Annotated in this window: 20 protein-coding genes and 1 pseudogene; 9 read left to right on the forward strand and 12 right to left on the reverse strand. The window is 73.1% G+C overall.

Annotated elements, in window-relative coordinates; translation table 11 throughout:
* Window positions 1-3 precede the first annotated feature (3 nt).
* The 6 genes from OP86_RS01845 to OP86_RS01870 all read right to left on the reverse strand — a co-directional run bounded on the left by OP86_RS01845 (window position 4) and on the right by OP86_RS01870 (window position 5,257).
* Window positions 4-432, reverse strand: coding sequence for an SHOCT domain-containing protein (locus OP86_RS01845; protein ID WP_030056990.1), 429 nt, complete (start codon window positions 430-432; stop codon window positions 4-6).
* Window positions 433-529: 97 nt separating this feature from the next.
* The gene (locus OP86_RS01850) at window positions 530-1,114 is read right to left on the reverse strand and encodes an NUDIX hydrolase (RefSeq protein WP_078588477.1); all 585 of its coding nucleotides are present in this window, start codon (window positions 1,112-1,114) and stop codon (window positions 530-532) included.
* The gene (locus OP86_RS01855; protein ID WP_078588476.1) at window positions 1,111-2,271 is read right to left on the reverse strand and encodes a type III polyketide synthase; all 1,161 of its coding nucleotides are present in this window, start codon (window positions 2,269-2,271) and stop codon (window positions 1,111-1,113) included. Before OP86_RS01855 ends, OP86_RS01850 begins: the two co-directional genes overlap by 4 nt.
* A 44-nt stretch (window positions 2,272-2,315) precedes the next feature.
* The gene (locus OP86_RS01860; RefSeq protein WP_030056994.1) at window positions 2,316-3,521 is read right to left on the reverse strand and encodes a cytochrome P450; all 1,206 of its coding nucleotides are present in this window, start codon (window positions 3,519-3,521) and stop codon (window positions 2,316-2,318) included.
* A 183-nt stretch (window positions 3,522-3,704) separates the two neighbouring features.
* On the reverse strand, window positions 3,705-4,415 hold the full coding sequence (locus OP86_RS01865; protein WP_030255759.1) for a response regulator: 711 nt from the start codon (window positions 4,413-4,415) through the stop codon (window positions 3,705-3,707).
* 11 nt (window positions 4,416-4,426) lie between these two features.
* Entirely contained in the window at window positions 4,427-5,257 is an 831-nt protein-coding gene (locus tag OP86_RS01870) for a sensor histidine kinase (protein WP_030056997.1), read from the reverse strand.
* Window positions 5,258-5,396: 139 nt separating this feature from the next.
* Between OP86_RS01870 and OP86_RS01875 the strand changes: the two genes are divergently transcribed.
* The 4 genes from OP86_RS01875 to hemC all read left to right on the forward strand — a co-directional run bounded on the left by OP86_RS01875 (window position 5,397) and on the right by hemC (window position 10,350).
* Window positions 5,397-6,122 carry an ABC transporter ATP-binding protein gene (locus OP86_RS01875; RefSeq protein WP_033330667.1) on the forward strand — a complete coding sequence of 242 codons (726 nt, stop codon included), beginning with the start codon at window positions 5,397-5,399 and terminating at the stop codon, window positions 6,120-6,122.
* Window positions 6,119-8,461: an ABC transporter permease gene (locus OP86_RS01880; RefSeq protein WP_078588475.1), complete on the forward strand. Its 2,343-nt coding sequence runs from the start codon at window positions 6,119-6,121 to the stop codon at window positions 8,459-8,461. Before OP86_RS01875 ends, OP86_RS01880 begins: the two co-directional genes overlap by 4 nt.
* A gap of 159 nt (window positions 8,462-8,620) precedes the next feature.
* Entirely contained in the window at window positions 8,621-9,349 is a 729-nt protein-coding gene (locus tag OP86_RS01885; protein ID WP_030255754.1) for a preprotein translocase subunit SecY, read from the forward strand.
* 65 nt (window positions 9,350-9,414) lie between these two features.
* A complete protein-coding gene (gene hemC / locus OP86_RS01890) occupies window positions 9,415-10,350 on the forward strand; it encodes a hydroxymethylbilane synthase (RefSeq protein WP_030057001.1) in 936 nt (311 codons plus the stop codon).
* A gap of 167 nt (window positions 10,351-10,517) precedes the next feature.
* Here hemC and OP86_RS01895 read toward each other — a convergent pair.
* A pseudogene (locus OP86_RS01895) lies at window positions 10,518-10,850 on the reverse strand (LLM class flavin-dependent oxidoreductase); the annotation flags it as partial.
* 107 nt (window positions 10,851-10,957) lie between these two features.
* Between OP86_RS01895 and OP86_RS01900 the strand changes: the two are divergent.
* A complete protein-coding gene (locus OP86_RS01900) occupies window positions 10,958-11,494 on the forward strand; it encodes a hypothetical protein (protein ID WP_030057003.1) in 537 nt (178 codons plus the stop codon).
* Window positions 11,495-11,501: 7 nt separating this feature from the next.
* On the opposite strand, the gene OP86_RS01905 is transcribed toward OP86_RS01900, so the two are convergent.
* Window positions 11,502-12,083: a winged helix-turn-helix domain-containing protein gene (locus tag OP86_RS01905; protein WP_030057004.1), complete on the reverse strand. Its 582-nt coding sequence runs from the start codon at window positions 12,081-12,083 to the stop codon at window positions 11,502-11,504.
* 63 nt (window positions 12,084-12,146) lie between these two features.
* On the opposite strand from OP86_RS01905, the gene def reads away from it, so the two are divergent.
* A complete protein-coding gene (gene def, locus OP86_RS32730; protein ID WP_106973314.1) occupies window positions 12,147-12,842 on the forward strand; it encodes a peptide deformylase in 696 nt (231 codons plus the stop codon).
* Window positions 12,839-13,540, forward strand: coding sequence for a class I SAM-dependent methyltransferase (locus tag OP86_RS01915; protein ID WP_030057006.1), 702 nt, complete (start codon window positions 12,839-12,841; stop codon window positions 13,538-13,540). The genes def and OP86_RS01915 overlap by 4 nt, the downstream gene beginning before the upstream one ends.
* An 813-nt stretch (window positions 13,541-14,353) precedes the next feature.
* Here OP86_RS01915 and OP86_RS01920 read toward each other — a convergent pair.
* On the reverse strand, window positions 14,354-14,959 hold the full coding sequence (locus tag OP86_RS01920) for a TetR/AcrR family transcriptional regulator (protein WP_030057007.1): 606 nt from the start codon (window positions 14,957-14,959) through the stop codon (window positions 14,354-14,356).
* A 150-nt stretch (window positions 14,960-15,109) separates the two neighbouring features.
* Here OP86_RS01920 and OP86_RS01925 point away from each other — a divergent pair, with 150 nt between their 5' ends.
* Together OP86_RS01925 and OP86_RS01930 are read left to right on the forward strand one after the other, a co-directional pair.
* A complete protein-coding gene (locus OP86_RS01925; RefSeq protein ID WP_030057008.1) occupies window positions 15,110-15,853 on the forward strand; it encodes an SDR family oxidoreductase in 744 nt (247 codons plus the stop codon).
* Between the two features lie 55 nt (window positions 15,854-15,908).
* Window positions 15,909-16,349, forward strand: coding sequence for a hypothetical protein (locus tag OP86_RS01930; protein ID WP_030057009.1), 441 nt, complete (start codon window positions 15,909-15,911; stop codon window positions 16,347-16,349).
* A 16-nt stretch (window positions 16,350-16,365) separates the two neighbouring features.
* Here OP86_RS01930 and OP86_RS01935 read toward each other — a convergent pair whose 3' ends face one another.
* The 3 genes from OP86_RS01935 to OP86_RS34460 form a co-directional block, all read right to left on the reverse strand.
* Window positions 16,366-17,859: an SDR family NAD(P)-dependent oxidoreductase gene (locus OP86_RS01935; RefSeq protein ID WP_078588473.1), complete on the reverse strand. Its 1,494-nt coding sequence runs from the start codon at window positions 17,857-17,859 to the stop codon at window positions 16,366-16,368.
* Window positions 17,860-17,958: 99 nt separating this feature from the next.
* Window positions 17,959-18,360: a peptidase inhibitor family I36 protein gene (locus OP86_RS01940; protein WP_030057011.1), complete on the reverse strand. Its 402-nt coding sequence runs from the start codon at window positions 18,358-18,360 to the stop codon at window positions 17,959-17,961.
* Between the two features lie 226 nt (window positions 18,361-18,586).
* Window positions 18,587-20,104 (reverse strand): carbohydrate binding domain-containing protein, encoded by a 1,518-nt coding sequence (locus tag OP86_RS34460; RefSeq protein ID WP_078588472.1) that lies wholly within the window; start codon window positions 20,102-20,104, stop codon window positions 18,587-18,589.
* Window positions 20,105-20,387 lie beyond the last annotated feature (283 nt).

Genomic DNA, 20,387 nt, shown 5'->3' on the forward strand with positions numbered 1-20,387 from the left:
TCCTCAGACCAGGAGTCTGTCCTTGGCCTTCTGGTACTCCTCGTCGGAGATGGCGCCCTTCTCCTTCAGGTCCGCCAGTCTCGCCAGGTCGTCGACGTGGCTGCGGTCGCCGTCACCGGTGTCCGGCGGGCTCCCGGCCGCGTCCCGGATGTAGGCCTTGACCGCGGCTTCGGTCTGCTGGGCCTGCTCGGCGTCGCGCTTGCCCATCGACTGCCCGCGGGCGATCAGGTACACGAGGACGCCGATCAGCGGCAGGATGATCACCAGGACCAGCCAGCCGGCCTTGCCCCAGCCGCTGAGGTCGTGGCTGCGGAAGATGTCCGTGATGATCTTGAACAGCAGGAAGAACCAGAGGATCCAGAGGAACAGCTCCAGCATCGTCCAGAAGATGTTGAGCACCGGGTAGTCCACGGCCAGCAGTTTGGTCTCCATGACCGAGTCATATCACTGTAAATCGGACAATGCTCTCCGCTGTTCGGCCGTTCCAGTGGTCTTCCGGCCCGGTGGGAATAACCCGACCGGGAGGGCCTCAGTCCAGCTCGGCCCTGCGCCGCAGCTCCACCGCCAGCCCGACCAGCTCGCCCCACCAGGTGTCGTGCCCGGTCAGCAGCAGCCGCTGCGCCTCGGCGACCGGCACCGTACGGACCTCGACCACCTGCTCGCCGTCCGCCGGGTTGGTCGGCGCGGAGTCCAGCACGACCTCGCCCCAGCCCCACAGCCAGGCCTTCTCCGGGTGCGGCTGCCACGGCCGGTACGGCACCGCGTCCTCGGTGCGGCAGCGGTGCGCGCCCAGCCAGCCCGGCTCGCCGATCAGCCGGGCGCCCGCCTCCTCCCGCAGCTCGCGCTCCAGGCAGGAGGCGATGTCCTCGTCCCGCTCCCGGGTGCCGCCGGGCAGGAACCAGTGGTCCCGGTCGTCCCGGCAGAGCACCACCTCGCCGTCGGCGAAGCCGACCAGGTGGATGTTGGTGACCAGGTCGTCCGGCGGCAGCTCGGTGGAGAACTGCGCGTCGTACCGTCCCCAGGTCCAGTACTGCGGCGCGTGCAACGCCGGGAACAGGGCGGCGAGTTCGGCGGCTCTGGCGGAGGTTCCGGTGCGGTCCGTGGTATCGGTCATTCGGTGATCGTAGTGCCGGCCGGGAAACGGCGGGGAGCCGCCGGATGGACGAGGGCGATGTCGGACGTGGAGATGGCGCGCGGTCGGCGCGGGCGCAGCGTCTCGGTCGGTGCGCCGACCCAACTGCCCAGGGAGATCTCGGCGGTGATGCCCGGTCCGAAGCCGGCGATCAGCCCGCTGGTGCCCTCGGGCACGCCGCCGTCGGCGAACAGCCGGGCGAGGGCGTCGAAGACGACGGCGCTGGCGATGTTGCCGCGCTCGGTGAGCGTCGCGCGGCTGTAGCGGAAGGTGGCCGGCTCCAGGTTGAGGAAGCGGCACAGGTCGTCCAGGATGCGCGGGCCGCCGGCGTGCACGATGTAGAAGCCGAGCCCGGAGACGTCCCAGCCGTGCTCGCCGGCCAGGCCGCGCAGCGCGGGCGCGAGCAGCTCCATCGTGCCGGGCACCCGCCGGTCCAGCTGGAAGTGGAAGCCGGTGTCCTTCACCCCGTAGGAGATCCAGTTCTCGGTGCCCGGGACGAGGTGCGAGCCGTTGCGCTCGATCTGCACGCCGCGCCCGCCGTGCCCGCGCATCACCACGGCGGCCACCGCGTCCCCGAACAGGCCGTTGGAGAGCAGCGAGCCGACCCCGAGGTCCGTCGGCTGGTAGCAGAGCGAGCAGAACTCGCAGGCCACGATCAGCACGTTGGCGCCCGGGTAGGCGCGGCAGAAGTCGTGCGCGCGGTTGACGGCGGCGCCGCCCGCCGCGCAGCCGAGCTGGGCGATCGGCACCTGGCGGGTGTCGGAGCGGAAGCCCATGGTGTTGATCAGCCAGGCGGTCATCGAGGGCATCATGAAGCCGGTGCAGGACACGTAGACCATCAGGTCGATGTCCCGGGGGGTCAACTCGGCGTGGGCGAGGGCGCGTTCGACCACCTCGGGGACGCGGAGCTTGGCCTCGCGCTCGTACACCTCGTTGCGGAGGGTGAAGCCCGGGTGGGTGAGGGTCCGCTCGATCGGCTGGACGAGGTGCCTGGTCCGCACCCCGGTGTTCTCGATCAGCCGCAGGGCCAGGCCGAGTTGGGGGTGGCCGGCGTGCAGGGTGCGGGCCAGGTCAAGCGTTTCTTCGAGGGTGATGACGTGCTCGGGTACGGCGATGGCGGGGCGGCAGAGTGTTGCCATGGTGTGGGTCTCCCCAGTCAGGAACGGTGTGTCGGGGGGAGGTGCTACCAGGCGACGGGCAGGGTGCGCGGGAAGCGCCAGATCGAGCCGGAGTCCCAGTCGAGTTCGGACGGCTCGACGGCCAGCCGCAGCCCGGGGAAGCGCCGCAGCAGGGTGCCGACGGCGACCTGCAGCTCCATCCGGGCCAGGTGCGAGCCCAGGCAGTGGTGCTGGCCGTACCCGAAGGCCATGTGGGTGGGCGCGCCGCGGTCGAGGTCCAGCTCGTCGGGGCGCTCGTACATCGCCGGGTCCCGGTTGGCGGTCAGGTAGGAGACGTGCACGGCCTCGCCGGCCCGGATCGGCACGCCGCCCAGCTCCACGTCCTCGGTGGCGACCCGGGCGATGCCGACGCCCTGCCGGAACGGGATGAAGCGCAGCAGCTCCTCCAGGGCCTGCGGCAGCAGTTCCGGCCGAGCGCGCAGTTCGGCGAGCTGCTCGGGGTGGGTGAGCAGGGTGTAGGTGATGTTGCTGAGCTGGTAGGTGCTGGTGTCGTGGCCGGTGACCAGCAGGACCATCGCCATCACGGCCAGCTCGTCCGCGTCCAGCAGGTCCTCACCGTCGCGGGCGGTGGCGAGTGCGCTGATCAGGTCCTCGCCGGGGGCGGCGCGGCGGGCGGCGGTGAGTTCGGTGAAGTAGGCGCGCAGGCCGGCCTTGGCCTCCTCCTGGCCCTCCCGGCTGCCCGGTCCCATCCGCATCATGGCGACCGCCCGGGCCCGCAGTCGGGTGCGGTCCTCCTCGGGGATCTCCAGCAGCTCGCAGATGGTGTGGAGCGGGAGCCGGTTGGAGAGGAAGTGCGCCAGGTCGGCCGGGGCGCCGTGCTCGGCCATCTCGTCCAGGTAGCCGTTGACGATGTCCTGCGTCCTGGCGCGCATCCGCTCGACCTGGCGGTTGGTGAAGCCCTGGGCGACCAGGCGGCGCAGCCGGTTGTGGGCCGGCGGGTCCATCAGGTTGATCGCCTCGGCCTGGGCGATCGGGGCGGGCGTCATCCGGGGCAGGTCGCGGCCGATGCCGGCGGCGCGGCTGAACCGGCGGTCGGTGGTGACCACCTTGACGTCCTCGTAGCGGGTGGCCAGCCAGGCCTCGCCCTCGCCGTGCGGCAGCCGGATCCTGGCGACCGGGGCCTCGGTGAGCAGTCGCTTGAGGAGCGGGTCGAACTCCAGGCCGTCGGTGTGGTGGAAGGGGCAGTCCCACACGGGGGCGGAGGTAGTCACGGGTCTATCCAAAGGCCGGAGGTGATGCCGCCCGGACGGTGCGTCACGATCCGGGCGCGGACATGCCGATGTTCCCCCATGGACTGGCAAAAGTGTGAGTTCGCGGAACCATTCCCACGATTGAGTGAGATTGATGATTGTCGTGCTAATTATCGTTTTCTGTACGGCAGTTGACGGGGCGGCTCAGCCGGTGGATCCGGCTCCGGGTGAGACCAGTCCGGTCTCGTAGGCGAGCACCACCGCCTGCGCCCGGTCGCGCAGGTTCAACTTCGCGAAGATCCGGGCCACGTGCGTCTTCACCGTCGACTCGCTGAGGGTCAGTTCGCGCGCCAACTCGGTGTTGGACAGCCCGCGTCCGAGCAGGGCGAGCACCTCCGCCTCGCGCGGGGTGAGCGGGGCGAGGTCGCGGTGCAGCGGCGGGCCGTCGGCCCCGGGCACCGGGCGCGGGGCACCGGCCGCGAAGCGCTCGACCAGGCGCCGGGTGATCGAGGGGGCGAGCAGGGCGTCCCCGGTGTCCACCAGCCGTACGGCGGCGGCGAGATGGGCCGAGGTGACGTCCTTGAGCAGGAAGCCGCTGGCCCCCGCGGACAGCGCGGCGTAGACGTAGTGGTCGAGGTCGAAGGTGGTCAGCATGATCACCCGGCAGCCCGGCACCCGGGCGAGGATGCGGCGGGCGGCCTCCAGGCCGTCCATGCCGGGCATCCGGATGTCGAGCAGCGCCACGTCCGGCCGGTGCAGCACGGCGGCGGCCACCGCCCCGGCGCCGTCGCCGGCCTCGGCGACCACGTCGATGCCGCGCGCGGTGAGGATCATCCGGAAGCCGGTGCGGACCAGCTCCTGGTCGTCGGCGATCACCACCCGCGGGCGGCGTTCCTGTCCCTGCTCCTGTTGCACGGCGTCCTCCGTCACGGCCGGTCCAGCGGGATGCGGGCGCGGACCCGGTAGCCGCCGCCGAGCCGGCGCCGGGCGTCCAGGTCCCCGCCGTACACGGCGACCCGCTCGCGCAGGCCGATCAGCCCGCGCCCGGCGCCGTCCGCCCGCCTCGGCGCCGGGGCGGACCCGCCGGAGAGCACGCTCGGGCCGCTGTTCAGCACCTCCACCCGCAGGTAGTGGTCCGCGTACCGCACCGTCACCTCCGCCGTCACCCCGTCCCCGTGCTTGAGGGCGTTGGTGAGCGCCTCCTGGACGATCCGGTACGCCGTCACGTCGATGCCGCCGGGCAGCGGCCGCGGCTCGCCGGAGATCCGGACCTCGACCGGCAGCCCGGCGAAGGCGAACCGGTCGATCAGCGGGCTCAGCCGGCTCAGGCTCGGCTGCGGCGCGAAGCCGTCCTGCTCCGGCTCCTCGCTGCCGTCCGCCGCCGGGGCGAGCAGGCCCAGCAGGTGCCGCAGCTCGGTCATGGTGTCCCGCCCGGCCGCCTCGACCGCGCCCATCGCCGCCGCCGCCTCCTCCGGCATCGTCGCCAGCACCTCGCGCGCGGCCCCGGCCTGCACCACCATCAGGCTCACGTTGTGGCTGACGATGTCGTGCAACTCAGCCGCGATCCGAGCCCGTTCGGCGTCCACGGCGGCGCCGGCGGCGCTCTCCCGCTCCCGTTCCAGCAGCCAGCCGCGCTCGCCGATGGCCGCCCGGTACATGCGTCGCGCCCGGACCAGAGCGACCGCGAGCCGGCCGGCGCCCGCGCACGCCGTACCCGCCACCGCGACCGCGGCCCAGTCCCACCCCGTTCCCCACACGGCATCAGCTTCCCAGGCCAGCCCCTGATCGACATCATCCGGGGGTGCCGCCCCCGTACATCCCCGGTACTACGGCCACCCGCGGTTACACCTGGGGTGGGACGCCCGGCCCGGGCCGCCGCACCTACCGTCGTCGACCATGAGCAACGACCACGACGGGACCACCCGGCCCGACGGCGCGCAGTTCGTCGTCGAGCTGTCCGGGGTGCACAAGGAGTTCGGCGACGCCAAGGCGCTCGACGGCGTCGACCTGCGGATCCGCGCGGGTGAGGCGGTCGCCGTGATGGGGCCCTCGGGGTGCGGCAAGTCCACCCTGCTGAACATGGTGGCCGGGCTGGACCGGCCGACCTCCGGCACCGTCCGGGTGCAGGGCCAGGACCTCGGGCAGCTGAACGAGCACGGGCTGGCCCTGTTCCGCCGCCGCCACGTCGGCATGATCTTCCAGTTCTTCAATCTGATCGACGACCTCCCGGCCCTCGACAACGTCGCCCTGGCCGCCCAGCTGACCGGCACCACGGCCAAGCAGGCGCGCCGCCGGGCCCTGGAACTGCTGGACGAACTCGGCGTCGCGCACCGCAAGGACGTCTACCCGGCCGCGCTCAGCGGCGGCGAACGCCAACGGGTCGCGGTGGCCCGCGCCCTGATGAACCGCCCGGCCCTGCTGCTCGCCGACGAGCCGACCGGCGCGCTGGACAGCCGCTCCGGCGAGCAGGTGATGGACCTCCTGATCGACCTCAACCAGATCGGGCAGACCCTGCTGATCGTCACCCACGACCCCAACCTGGCCACTTGCTGCGCCAGCCGGCTGGTCGAGGTCGCGGACGGCAAGGTGGCGCGGGAGCGGATGCTGGAGACGCAGTCATGAGCGAGCGAAGCGAGGGAACCGTCAAGGGGAGCAGTGGAGCCGTCTGGCGTGCCTCCCGGGCGGCCGTGAAGCGCCGCCGGGTGCAGACCATCGTGATCGGCCTGGTCGTCTTCTGCTCCACCGCGACCGTGCTGCTCGCCCTCGCGGTGATCAGCGCCGCCCGGGCCCCGTTCGACGCCGCCTTCGAGGCCGAGCACGGTGCGCACGTCACCGCCCTCTTCGACCCGGCCAAGGCCACGCCGGAGCAACTGGCCGCCACCGCCCACCGACCGGGCGTCGAGGCGGCCGCCGGGCCCTTCGACCAGGCCGTGGTGACCATCCCCGCCGACTGGGTCGGCCACCCGCCCGGCCCGCTCACCCTGGTCGGCCGGCCCGACCCGGTGGCCGCGCCGGTGGACCGGGCGGACCTGTTGGCGGGCCGCTGGGCCACCGCACCCGGCGAGGTGGTCATCGCCACCCCGGGGGGCTCCTCGGCGAGGTACCTCGGCACGCCGCTCACCACCGGCACCGGGCTCAAGCTCACCATCGTCGGCTTCGCCACCGACATGAGCCAGTCCGCCGGCGGCTGGGTCACCCCCGAGCAGGCCGCCGCCCTGCACCCCACCGGCCGGCAGATGCTCTACCGCTTCACCGACGCGGCCACCGAGCAGCAGCTGACCGCCTCGTTCGCCGACACCACCGAGGGCCTGCCGAAGGACGCCGTCGCCAGCGGGCAGTCCTACCTGGTGCTCAAGCAGGCCTTCTCCGCGGGCGCCGACGCCTACCTGCCGCTGATGACGGTCTTCGGCGTGCTCGGCCTGATCGTCGCCGCGCTGATCGTCGGCAACGTGGTGAGCGGCGCGGTGGTCTCCGGCTACCGGCACATCGGCGTGCTGAAGTCGATCGGCTTCACCCCGCGCCAGGTGGTCACGGTCTACCTGACCATGGTCTCGGTGCCCGCGGTCGTCGGCACCGTCCTCGGGACGGCGGCCGGCTGGGCGGCCTCGTACCCGATCCTCCAGGCCGCCTTCAGCGGGATCGCGACCGGTACCGCCGTGATCGAGCCGGCCGGCTGGCTGCCCGCCGCCACCCTGATCAGCGTCCCGCTGCTGGTCGCCCTCGCCGCGCTCGTCCCCGCCTCGCGCGCCCACCGGCTCTCCGCCGCCCAGGCCATCTCGGCCGGCAGCGCGCCACGCGGCGGGCGCGGGCTCAAGGTCCAGCGATGGCTGAGCGGCACCCGGCTGCCGCGCGCCGTCAGCCTCGGCCTCGGCCAGCCCTTCGCCCGCCCGGCCCGCACCGCGCTGACCATGGCGGCGATCGTGCTCGGCGTCGTCACCGTGACCGTGACCACCGGGGTGAGCAGCACCCTGGCCAAGTCCATGACCGCGCCCGACCGCAAGACCCACATCGACGTGCAGACCAGTGCCTTCTCGGAGAACAAGATCGCGCCCCGGCTGACCCCGGAGCAGACCGAGGCGATGCTGCACAGCACCCCCGGCGCCGAGCGGGTCTCCGTCCGCGGCCTGGTCCGGGTCGGCATCGTCGGCCAGCCCCAGCTGGTCTTCGCCGACTTCTACGGCGGCGACGACATGGTCGACCACCGGCGGCTCGACGTGGTCGAGGGCCGCCCGGCGACCGGCCTGAACGAGATCGAGGTCGGGCCCGCCTTCCTCGACCAGCACGGGCTCAAGCTCGGCGACCGGATCACCCTGCTCCTGGACGGCCGGCAGACCACCGTCACCATCGTCGGCGAGGAGGCCCAGGGCAACCCCAACGCGATCACCTCCAACGACGCCACCCGGGCCCAGCTCACCCCCGACCCGCACGTGGTCGAGTACGACGTGCGGCTCGCCGACGGCACCGACGCCGCGGCCTACCGGAAGGCCGTCACGGACGCCGACCCGAGCCTGTCGACCTCGGTGGTCACCACGGGCGGCGAAGGGCCCGTCGTCGCGATCACGACCTTCAGTACGACCTTCACCGTCCTGCTGTCGGTGGTCGCCGCCCTCGGCGTCTTCAACACCCTGCTGCTCACCATCCGCGAGCGCCGCCGCGACCTCGGCATGCTGAAGTCGATCGGGATGACACCCCGGCAGGTCGTCGCGATGACGGTCACCTCGGTGGCCTGGCAGGGCGTGGTCAGCGGCATCATCGGCATCCCGGTGGGGGTGGTGGTGCACCGGCTGATCGTCGAGCACGTCCGGATCATCGACTTCCCGGAGTCGCAGATCGACGTCTGGGGTGCCCCGCTGCTCGCCGGGCTCGCACTCGCGGGCGTCGCCATCGCCGTCCTCGGCGCGCTCGTCCCGGCGCGGTCGGCGGCCCGGCTGCCGATCGCGGAGGTGCTGCACAACGAGTGAGCGGGGGGCTTGTTCGCTTACGGGCTTACGGGCTCATGGGCTCATGGGCTTGCGGCTCGGGCAGAGCCTGCCGCTGCCCGGCGTCGACCCGGGGGTGCTCGGGCCGGTCGCCGACGGCGTGCTGCCGGGCACCTGCTCCCCGGCGCGGCCGCGGAGGAGGTGCTGCGCCTGCACGGGGCGCTCGCCGTCGTCGGCCTGGCGGCGGGCGCCGCGGCGGGCACGGCGGTGCTGCTGCCGCTCACCCGCTGGATGGACCGGCACGGCCTCGGCGGGTACCTGCCGGTGCTGGTGGCCGCCCTGCTGGGCCTGGCCGTGACGACTGCCCTGGTGATCGCCGGCCGCAAGGGCGAGCGACGGGTCGAGGTCCGGTACTCGCGGCTCGGGGGGCGCCGCCCGGGCGCCGAACTCCGCTACCTGCCGCTGGTGCTCAGCCACCGGGGATTCGTCCCGGCGGTGGTCGCCGCACTGCTGCTCGCCCCGCTGCGGCTGCCCGCACTCCCGTACCTCACCCTGCTGTTCCTGCTCGGCGCGGCCGGGGCCTGCCTGGCGGTGCGAGCCGGGCGGTCCGTGCTGACCGACCCCGACCTCCACCTGCGCACCCGCGTCTACCTCCCCGGCGTCGAGCCCGGCGCGGCGACCGTCGAGCACGTCGCCGCCCTGCGCCGGCGGCTCGCCGTCGCCGAGGCGCTCGGCACCGGGCTGGTCGCCGTCCTGCCGGCGCTCGCGCTGGCCGCGGTGGGCGTGGGCGTGGGGGAGGGGTACGCCTTCGGGGGCGCGAGCGTGCTGATGGTGGCCGGGGCGGCGATCGACGCGGTGGGCTCGGTGATGCAGGACGTGCAGCGGCGACGCGCGATGAGGGACTACGCGATGAGGACGTACGCGCGATGAGGAACTATGCGCGATCCGCATGACAGAACATCAACCGCCGTTGTTCGACGCCCTATCATCGCGCCATGGCCACCGCTGAGCTGATCCGCATCGTCTCCCGCTCCTCGCCCATGGCACTCGCCCAGGTCGAACGGGTCCGCGCCGAACTCGCCGTTCTGCACCCGGGCCTGCGCACCGAGGTGGTGCCGGTCACCACCTCCGGCGACCGCTGGACCGGCGACCTCGCCCACCTGGGCGGCAAGGGCGCGTTCACCAAGGAGGTCGACGCCGCGCTGCTCGCCGGAGAGGCCGACGTCGCCGTGCACTGCCTCAAGGACGTGCCCGCCGACCGCCCACTGCCCGCCGGCACCGTCTTCGCCGCCTACCTTCGCCGGGACGACATCCGCGACGCCCTCGTCCACCCCGACGGCCGGACCCTGGCCGAACTCCCGCCCGGCACCCGGATCGGCACCTCCTCCGTCCGCCGCATCGCCCAACTCGCCTCCACCCACCCGCACCTGGAATGCGTCCCGATCCGCGGCAACGCCAACAGCCGGCTCGCCAAGCTGGAGGCCGGGACCGTCGACGCGCTGCTGCTCGCCGTCTCCGGGCTGGAGCGGATCGGCCAGCCGGAACGGATCACCGAAGTCCTCGACACCGAGGCGATGTGCCCGCCGATCGGCGCCGGGATCCTCGTACTCCAGTGCCGCGAGGACGACACCGCGACCATCGACGCCGTCACCGGGCTCGGCCACCACGACACCTGGCGCGAGGCGGCGGCCGAGCGGATGTTCCTGCACGTCCTCCAGGGCCACTGCAACAGCCCGATCGCCGGCTACGCCAAGGCCGAGAAGGACGGCCGCCTCTCCCTGCGCGGCCGGGTCTTCACCCCGGACGGCAAGCGGGTGCTGGACGCCCATGAGTGGGCGGGCGCGCTCAGCCCGGAGGACCTGGGGACCTCGGTGGCCCTGGCGCTCAAGCGGCAGGGGGCGCAGGAGCTGATCGCGTCGATCCCGCACTGACGGGCGTACGGCCTGAACGAGCCGTGCGGCCTGAAGGGGCCGTACGGTCCGAACGGCCTGACCGATCAGAACGGCCCGACCGTCAGAACGGTCAGAACAGGGTGTCGGCGAGACGGCCCACCTGGTCCGGGTCCGAGGACCAGCAGTACAGCACGACCTCGTCCGCACCGACGGCCGCGGCGGCGCAGGTCGATGCCGGCGGCACGGCAGTCGTCCTCGCGGCCGCCGATGCCGATGCCGAGCGTGAACCGGCCGCCGGAGAGCCGGTCCAGCGTGGCGGTCTGCTTCGCGAGCAGCGCGGTGTTGTGCTGCGGTGCGATGAGCACCTCGGCCTGCAGGCGGATGCGGGAGGTCGCGCCGGCCAGGGCGGCCAGCGTGACCAGGGGCTCGGGATTGTCGAACACCAGCCGGTCGAGCAGGCCGAGGGTGCTGAACGGGGCGGCGTCGGCGCGCCTGGCCTGCCGGGCCGGGGCAATGTCTTTTCCGCGTCCTTTCCGCAGCGACGCCTCTTCCGGAGCGACCCCTTCCGTGGAGCCGACCGCAGCCCCGCCGTGATTCCCCACCCGTCGGCGAGAACCGGGCGGGTGCCCGTGGCGTCCGTTGAGGCGTGATCAGTGCGGTGCTCGGCGGGATGCCGATGTTCTGGCCCGGGCTGCTGCTCTCGCTGGCGCCCGCGGCCCTGCTGAACCGGCCGGTGGGCCGGCTGCTGCGGGCCCACTGGGCGGTGGGCTTCGTCCTGCTGCTCGGGCTCGGCGGGGTGGTCGTGGCGACCCTGCTACCGGAGGCGTTCCGACTCTCGGAGGACGCCGTCCGGCACTGCACCGTCGAGGGCGGACGACCGCGGTCGCCGTACGAGCTGCTGCACGTGCGGCACATCGAACTCAAGCTGGCGACCTACGCGCCGGTGGGCTTCGCGGCCGCGCTGGCGGGGACCAGGCGGCGGGCGGCGGTGGCACTCGTCGGGGCGGCGGTGCTGCCGTTCGCGGTGTCGGCGGTGCACTACGCGCTGCCGGCGATCGGGCGGAGCTGCGACGTGCAGGACGTCTGGGACGGGGTGCAGGGGGTCGTCCTCGGCGCGGCGGTGGGGCTGCTGGTCGGGCCGGTGGTACGGGCGATGGCCCGGCAGACCTGGCGGCGGGCCTGAGCGTCCCTCACCGCTCCTCGGGGAGCGTCCCGGGGATTTCCGCGAGGAGGGGGAAGAGGCGGGTGACGGCGGCGACCGGGCGGGCGTCGGCGGGTCGGGCGGTCGGGTCGGCCTCGCGGCCCCGGTAGCGGGCGAGGACCTTGCGGACGGCCTCGCCGACGGCCGTCAGCTCGGCGGGGGTCAGGTAGACGACGGCGCTGAAGGCCTCGTCGTGCTGCCAGTCGGCCGGGGCCTCGGTGCGGCGGGCGAGCCAGCGCTGGTAGCTCTCGTCCTCCAGGCCTCGGGCCAGCGTGCCGAACTCGTCGGGGGCCTGGGGGTTCTGCGCGGCCTGGGCGCCCGGTGGCTGCCGGGGCGGGTGGTGGGGCAGGCGCCAGGGCCGGGCGCGTCCGTCGACGGGCGGGGCCTCTTCGATCAGGCCGTGCCGGCCGAGCTGCCGCAGGTGGAACGAGCACAGGCCGGAGCTGAGGCCGAGTCGGGCGGCGGCCGCGGTGGAGGTGAGGGTGCCGTGCTCGGCGAGCAACTCCAGCAGGGCGGTGCGGACGGCGTGCTCGGGGAGGGCGCCGGTGGCGGTGAGATCTTCTTCTGTCACTTTGCAAAGTCTGCTACTTTGCAAAGTCGGTGACAAGTGACAAGTGGCGCGTGACAAGCCGTCATGCCCGAACCGTGCCGAGACCCGTGCCGAGACCAGTGCCGAGACCAGTGCCGAGGAGTGCCGCCCGTGCCACCCGTCCTGCGAATTACCGAGATCGGTGAGCCGATCCTGCACGGCCCCTGCCGTCCGGCCGGCGAACAGGACTTCGGCAGCCCGGAGTTGGCGCAACTGATCGACTCCATGTTCGCGAGCATGTACGCCGCCGACGGCTGCGGGCTCGCCGCCAACCAGGTGGACGTGGACCTGCGCCTCTTCGTCTACGACTGCCCCGACGACGACGGCGTCCGGCACGCCGGCCACCTGCTCAACCCGGTCGTCGAGCCGCAGGCCGCCGGGCGCCCGCTGATCGAGGACACCGAAGGCTGTCTCTCCGTCCCGGGCGCGGACACCCCCGCGCTCGCCCGCCCGGCCCGCGCGGTCGTGCGCGGCTTCGACCGGCACGGCAACCCGCGCACCATCGAGGCCACCGGCTACTTCGCCCGCTGCCTGCAGCACGAGACCGACCACCTCAACGGGCAGCTCTACGTGGACCGGCTCTCACGGCGCCAGCGCAAGGACGTGCTGCGGCAGACGGCCGACCGGCGGGAGAAGGTCTTCGCGCAGCGGGCCGCCGCCGCCGAGCAGCTGAAGTGGCCTGGGGCGGTGGACGGTTGCGACGCCTCGTGCAGCTGCCGACGGCTGGAGGCGGCACCGTGACCGAAGCCGCTGCGGCCGAGCCCGACCACCTCGCCGCCATCCGGACCTCGTACGACACCGTCGCCGCCGACTACGTCCGCACCGTCGTCCCACCGACGGGGATGGACTCCCTCTCGCAGGCGATGCTGGCCGCCTTCGCGGACCTGGTGCGGGAACCGGGCCCCGGTTCGGGCTCCGGTTCGGGCTCCGGCCGCCGTCCGGCGCCGGTGGCCGACCTCGGCTGCGGCCCGGGCAGGATCACCGCTCATCTGGCGGCGCTGGGCGTACCGGCCTTCGGGGTGGACGTGTCCGGCGAGATGGTCGAGCTCGCCCGCCGTGCATACCCCCAACTCCGCTTCCAGCGCGGCGATATGGGTGCGCTCGACCTCCCCGACGGCGCCCTCGGCGGCATCCTCGCCTGGTACTCCGTCCACCACACCCCGCCCCGGCTGCTGCCCGCGCTGTTCGGCGAGTTCCACCGCGTCCTCGCGCCCGGCGGCCACCTCCTCCTCGGCGGCCACGTCGGCGACGAGCACCTGCGGCCGACCACGGCCTACGGCCACCCGGTGTCGTACACCTCCCACCTCGTCCCGGCCGACCACCTGATCGACCTGCTGGGCCGGGCCGGCTTCACCGTCACCGCGCGGCTGGAGCTGCCACGTCCGGTCCGGCCGGACCGGCCGGACCGCGGGTGCATCAGCCTGCTGGCGCACACGTAGGTGGCTCCGGCGGGGGAGCGGGTTCCGCCGGGCAGCCGACGCCGGGGCGGGGAAGCTCACCCTGGGACTGGTCAGCGGCTGGCGCGAGGTCCTCGCCCTCGCCCGGATCTGCACCTCACCCGCCAGCTCTGGGGCCCGATCGTCCCTGGCCCTCGCCCACTCCTGCTTCCGCCGCCACCGCCGCATCCCAGCCGCGTGACAGCCGGCACGGGGAGAATATGTAGACCGACCGTCATATTCCTCTTTCATGCGACCCGCGAGGCGTGCGCATAGGAAGTCGGCTAGGCCGACTTCCTATGCGCCACCCTCTGCCGCCCTGACGCCCCCGTGGCCCCGAGGGGGCAAATATGTAGACCGACCGTCATATTCCCTGGTGGCATCCGGGCTCGGTGCTGCACGGGAAGTCGGTCAGGCCGACTTCTCGTGCGCGAGGGGCGCGAGGGCCTCGAATATGTAGACCGACCGTCATATTCGTTTCCCCGCCCCCCGGGGCGGTGCTGCGGTGCTGCGCGAGAAGTCGGCCGGGTCGACTTCCTGTGCGGGCCCGGGTGCGACGAGCATGAATATGTGGACCGGTCTGCATATTTTCCCGCCGTTGTGCCGTGTGGGGCCGCGTAGGAAGTCGATGGGGTCGACTTCCTACGCGAGGCGGCTGGGTCGGGGTGATGGAGTATGTAGACCGACCGACATATTTTTCCCGGGGCGGGCTGGGGGAGGTGCACAGGAAGTCGGGCGGGCCGACTTCCCGTGCGGGTGGGGTCGGGGCGGGTCCCCGTGGGCGCGTGGGTGCGGGGGTGCTGTGGCCGGCGGTGGCTAGTCGGCGGTGTTTCCCGTGACGAGCGAGTCGGCGAGTCGTTCCGCCGTGGCTGTGTCCAGGGGGGCGTGGCCGAGCAGGAAGCGGTACCAGAACACTCCGTAGACCTGGTCCACGATCAGGTCGAGGTCGGCGTCGTCGGCCAGTTCGCCGCGCTCGCGGCCGCGGGAGAGCAGGTCGCGCAGCGCGGTGCGGCGGGTGGCGGTGAAGGTCCGCATGAGTTCGGCGAGATGCGGGTCGCGGGCGGCTTCGCGGGCGACGGTGCGCAGGGCGGAGGCGGTGGTGCTGTGCTGGGCGGCGTCGAAGGTGGTGGCGACGAAGGTGCGCAGGTCGGTGCGGAGGGTGCCGGTGTCGGGGCCGGGGACGTCCTGGTCGGCGCGGTCGGTGAGGGCGTCGAGGAGGACGGCGCCCTTGGACGGCCACCACCGGTAGACGGTCTGCTTGCCGACGCCCGCGGTGCGGGCGATGGCGTCGATGGTGACGGGTGTGCCATCGGAGTCGGCGAGCAGGTGCAGGGCGGCGTCGAGGATCGCCTGGTGGGCGGCTTCGTTGCGGCGGCGGCCGGTGTGCGGGCGCGCGGGCGGGGTCTGTCCGGTCTCCTGCATCGTGCTTCCTTCTCCTCCTGCTCCGGTGTCCCTGGTCTCCACTGTCTCCACTGTCTCCACTGTCTCCACCCCCGCTTGACAAGACTATCAGTCTCGACAACCATTATTGGCGGAACCACCGGTCTCGACAAGTCGAAAGGCCCCACCGCCATGAGCACTGCGTCAAACCTCTTCGCCGGACAGCGCGTCGTCGTGATGGGCGGCAGCTCGGGCATCGGCGAGGCCGCCGCCGGCGCCTTCGCGGCGGACGGCGCCGAGGTCGTGGTCACCGGCCGCGACCGCGAGCGGCTGGACGCCGCCGTCGCCCGGATCGGCGGCAAGACCACCGGCCGGCAGCTGGACGCGACCGACCCCGCCGCGCTCGCCGCCTTCTTCGCCGAGGAGGGCGCCGTGGACCACCTGGTCGTCGCGGTCAGCGGCGCGGCCGGCAGTGGCCCGTTCGCGCAGCTCGACCTGGCCGACCTCGCCGCCGGCTTCGACGCCAAGTTCTGGCCGCAGGTCCGCGTCCTGAAGGCGGCCCTGCCACACCTGCGCGAGGACGGTTCGGTCACCCTGATCACCGCCGCCTCCGCCCGCGCCGCGATCCCCGGCACCGCCGGGCTGGCCGCCATCAATGGCGCGTTGGAGGCGATGGTCCCGCCGCTGGCCGTCGAGCTCGCCCCGCTGCGGGTCAACGCCGTCTCGCCCGGCGTCATCGACACCCCGTGGTGGGACCGCGTCCCGGCCGAGCAGCGCGCCGCGCTCTTCGAGGGCCTCGCCACCACCACCCCGGTCGGCCGGGTCGGCCGCGCCGAGGACGTCGCCCGGGCGATCCACATGCTCGCGGCGAACACCTTCGTCACCGGCGTGGTGTTCGACTGCACCGGCGGGGCCAACCTGCCCACCGGTCGCTGAGCACGCCGTACGGCCGGGCCGGGCCGTTGTCGCAGGCCGCGCCTATGGTTCGGCCATGTACGTTCCCGACCTGATCCCCATCGGCCACGAGCCCGGCTACCGTACCGACACCATCGGGCGTTGGCAGGGTGGCCAGTTCTTCGCCTCGGTCGTCTGCCCGGGCGGTCGCAACCACGCGGTCCTGCACCGCTTCGACGCCGCCGGCCGCCACCTCGACTCGCAGATCCGGTCCGTCGGCGAGGTGGCTGAGGCCGAGCGGCTGCTGGGGGAGTGGCTCGACGCGCTGCCGGGCCGGGAGTACGGGGACATCGCGATCGCCCCGTTCGCCGTGCACGTCGACGGCGAGCTGTTCGGCCTGGTCCGTGACGACTACGAGCCGGACGAAGTCGATGACGAAGTAGATGACGAGGACGACGAGGAGGAGCGGGTCCACTTCGAGCTCCACCCCGACGGCCTCGGCTTCCACGCCCCCTGGGACGGCTGCTACGACACCTGAGCCGACCCGAGGCCCGTCACCACTCCGCCACCCGGTAGTCCTTGAGGAAGACCCCCGACAGCGGGTGCCCCGCCTCGCCCCGGACGATCGGGTCGTAGACCCGGGCGGCGCCGTCCACGATGTCCAGCGGGGTGCGGAAGCCCCGGGCGGCGATCCGGGACTTCTTGGGTGCCGGGTTCTCGTCGGTGATCCAGCCGGTGTCGACGGCGCACATGTGTACGCCCCGGGTGGCGAGTTCGGCGGCGCTGGTGCGGGTGAGCATGTTGAGCGCGGCCTTGGCCATGTTGGTGTGCGGGTGCCGGGCGGTCTTGTTGCGGACGGCGAACCGGCCCTCCACGGCGGTGACGTTGACGATGTAGCGCGACGTGTGCGGGGAGGCCAGCAGCAGCGGCAGCAGCCGGTCGCAGAGCAGGGCCGGGGCCAGGGCGTTGACCAGCTGGGTCTCCAGGAGCTCCGCCGGGTCGAGCGAACCGAGCGTGGCGGACCAGGAGTTGGCGGGCGCGAGGTCGGGCAGCAGCCCGGCCTCGTCCGTCAGGTCGAGCAGCGACCCGGCTGCGTCCAGTGCTCCGTCCAGTGCTCCGGGCAGTGCTCCGGGAAGTGCTCCGGTCTGGAGCAACGATCCGGATCCGCCCGGCAGTTGGCCGCCGGCGTCGAGCGGTCGGAAGCCGGGGGCGTGCGCGATGGCCCGCCGGTCGGCGGCGGGGAGGGCCGTGGACTCGCCGGTGGCCAGCAGGGCGTACGACTCGGGCGGGCGGCGCAGCGTCTGGGCCGCGTTGTTGACGAGGATGTCGATCGGGCGTCCGTCGGCGCGCAACCGGTCGGTCAGGCCGATGACTTGGCGCGGGTCGCGGAGGTCGATGCCGACGACGGTGAGCCGGTCCCACCAGTGCGCGCTGTCCTCGGCGGCGCGGAAGCGGCGCACGGTGTCCTGCGGGAAGCGGCTGGTGACGATCAGTTCGACGCCGTCGCGCAGCATCATCAGGGCGAGCTGGAAGCCGATCTTGACCCGTCCGCCGGTGAGCAGCGCGCGGCGCCCGCGCAGGTCGGTGGTGAGGGCCCGGCGGGTGGTGTTGTCGGCCGAGCAGTCCGGGCAGAGCATGTGGTAGAAGCCGTCGACCTGGCGGTAGGCCTGCTTGCAGACGTAGCACTTGCGCGGTATCCGCAGCTCGCCGACGGGCCCGTCGGCCGGGGTGAGCGGCGCGTCCTCGCGGCGGTGCCGGCTGCCGGTGGCGGTGGTGGCGAGCAGTTCGGCGTCGGCGTCCCGGAGGGCCTGCCGGGCCTCCTGGCGGCGGCGCTTGCGGCTCTCCATGACGAAGGAGCTGAGCTGCCGCTCGGCGTGCAGCCGGGTGCGGTCGTGCGCCGGGAGTGCCCGGAGGCGGCCGAGTGTGCGGCTGAAGGCGGCGAGTTCCTCGGTGGTGAGGCCGTCGGCACGTGCGGCCTCGCCCGTCGGTGCGGTCGCTCCGGTCGTGGCGATGGTGATGAGCTGGTTGTGGTCGTCCCGGACCGTCATGTCCGCCCCTTCGTGCCGTACAGGTGGGAGGGACAGTAGCTGACGGCCCGGAACGATGAGACGCCAATTTCTCCGGGTTCGGCCCGGGTGGCGTGCGGCTCAGCCGCAGTCGGGCGTGAGCGAGCCGACCCGGCGGCCGTCGAGCTCGTGGTTGCCGAACCCGGAGACCTCCTGCTCGTCGCCGCCGAAGTTCGGCTCGTCGTTCAGCCGGACGATGCAGCCGAAGTCGTCCGGGAGCGGATTGCGGGCGGAGCGCGGGAAGATCGGCGGCTCGATGTCGTCGAGCTCGTCCAACTGGAAGGAGTCCTCCATGATGTGCGCGTCCTCGGCGAGCAGCACGCGACCGGTCTGGTGCGGCCCTTCGAAGAGGCAGAAGTAGCCCTCGGGGCAGCGCACGGCGTCAGGACCCGTCGGGTTCGCGTGCACGGCGGGGGCGGTGGCGGCGGCCAGGCCGAGCGCGGCGGCGGAGGCGAGGGCGACGCGGAACAGGCGGTGACGCACGGGGACTCCCGTCGATGGGGGGCGGGTGGGGTGACTGCCGTCCGTGGGGGGCGGCGTCACCGCATGCTAGATGGTTCCCGGGCGAACGGTCGGCGTCACACGCAGGGTTCCGGACACTCGACGGGCAAGGGCGGGCGGGCAAGGGCAGGCAAGGACGGGCAAGGGCAGGCAAGGACGGGGTGCCGGTGGCCCGCAGGCTCACCGGCACCCCCGAACCGCAGCCTGCTCAGCCGGCGTACTGGGCGAAGAGCTTCGCGAACTCGTACGGCTGCTGCGGGATGTTGGTGCACTTGGCGAGCGAGCCGCCGGTGCAGGCGTTGGCGTCGCGGGTGGCGTCCCAGAAGGCGAGCAGGCCGAGGTGGTTCTGCCGGGCGAAGGTCACCAACTGCTGGGCCGCGGCCTGGTTGTAGATCTGGTGGTCGTCGTTCTCGCCGATCATCGGGGTGACGCCGACCATGGCCCACAGCTGGGCGTCGGTCTTCGCCGGGTAGAGCGCCTTGAGTTGGCCGAACAGGGACTGGGCGGCCTGGACGGCGGCGTTGCCGTAGTCGGTCCCGCTGCGGTAGTAGTCCATCGCCATGATGTTGACCAGGTCGGTGGTGACCCCGGCGTCGCGGGCGGACTTGACGATGGCGACGCCCTCGGAGGTCAGGCCTTCGGGCAGCACGGGCAGGGTGAAGGAGACCTTGAGACCGGGGTGGGCCTGCTGCAGCTTGGCGAGCGCGGCGGAGCGGCGGTCGTTGGAAGCGGTGTCGGCGATGGCCGCGCCCTCGATGTCGAAGTCGACGTAGCGCAGGCCGTAGGCCTTCACCACGGCGTCGTACTCGGCGAACAGCGAGTCCACCGAGGTGCAGGCGGCGGCGAGTTCGGTGCCGCTGGCGCCGCCGAAGGAGACCTTGACGTCGCCGCCGGCCGCCCGCACTGCGTCGACCTGGTCCTTGGCCCAACCGGTGCGCGGGTCATAGGCGTTGAACCAGCTGGCCTTGCAGCCGACGCCGGTGACGAAGCCCATGGTGTAGCCCTTGAGGTTGCCGGCCTTGGCCATGTCGGGCATGGACGGGGTGGGCCAGGCGCCCATGTCGATGTACGGGGCGACCGGGAGCGGGACGTTCGGCGGCGGGGTGCTCGGCCCGCTGGTGGGCGTGCCCGAAGTCGGCGGCGTGGTGGTCGGGTTGCCGCCGCCAGGGCCGGTCAGGGCGATGTCGTCGGCGAGGTAGCCGCCCTGCCCGTACCAGCCGTGCACGTACACGGTGACGGTCGTGGTGGCCGGGCCGGTGGTGAAACTGGTGGACAGCTGCTGCCAGTTGGTGCCGCCGGGGGTCCAGGTGGCCGGGTCGGTGACGCCGCTGCCGGTGGCGCCGAGGTAGACGTACTGGCCCTGCACCCAGGCGCTGAGGCGGTACGTGGTGTTGGGCTGGACGCTGACGGTCTGGCCGCACTGCGCGGTGTCGCTCGCGCTGACCGCCCCCTTCAGTGCGTACGTTCCGCTGTGCGCACCGGAGTTGACGACGTTCCCGGTGCCGGCGGAACAGCTCCAGGGGCTGAGTGCGCCGCTCTCCAGGCCGCCGTTGGCGAGCAGGTTGCCGTCGGCGGCCCCGGCGTTCCCGGCGAGGGCGGCCAGGCCACCGGCGGCCAGTGCGGTGGCGGCGGCGAGGCTCAGCAGGGTGGTGCGGCCGGCGGGGCGACGGGCGGGGTGGCGGGCGGGGTGGCGGTGCGTGGGGGCAGGCTGGTGCACGCTGGGCATGGGGGTGCCTCTCGGGACGTGGTGGCCGCCCGCGCCGCGAGGGGGGAGGCGCGGGGCGGGCGGCAGCGTGGGGGTGGTCCGGTGCGGGGAGCGCGTTGCTGAGCATCAAACTGGACTAGACCAGCTGTGCACGTCAAGCACTTCCCGGCACCGGGCACCGCACCGGAGGCAGGTTTTAGGGAGGGTTAAGGCGGCGGCCCGCCGGGCTGCGGCCGGCCACTCGGCCGGTCAGGCGGCCGGTCAGGCGGTCGGTCAGGCGGCCGGTCTGTCGGCCGGTCTGTCG

The sequence above is a fragment of the Streptomyces novaecaesareae genome, from assembly GCF_000716875.1.
In the GTDB taxonomy this organism is placed as follows: Bacteria; Actinomycetota; Actinomycetes; order Streptomycetales; family Streptomycetaceae; genus Kitasatospora; species Kitasatospora novaecaesareae.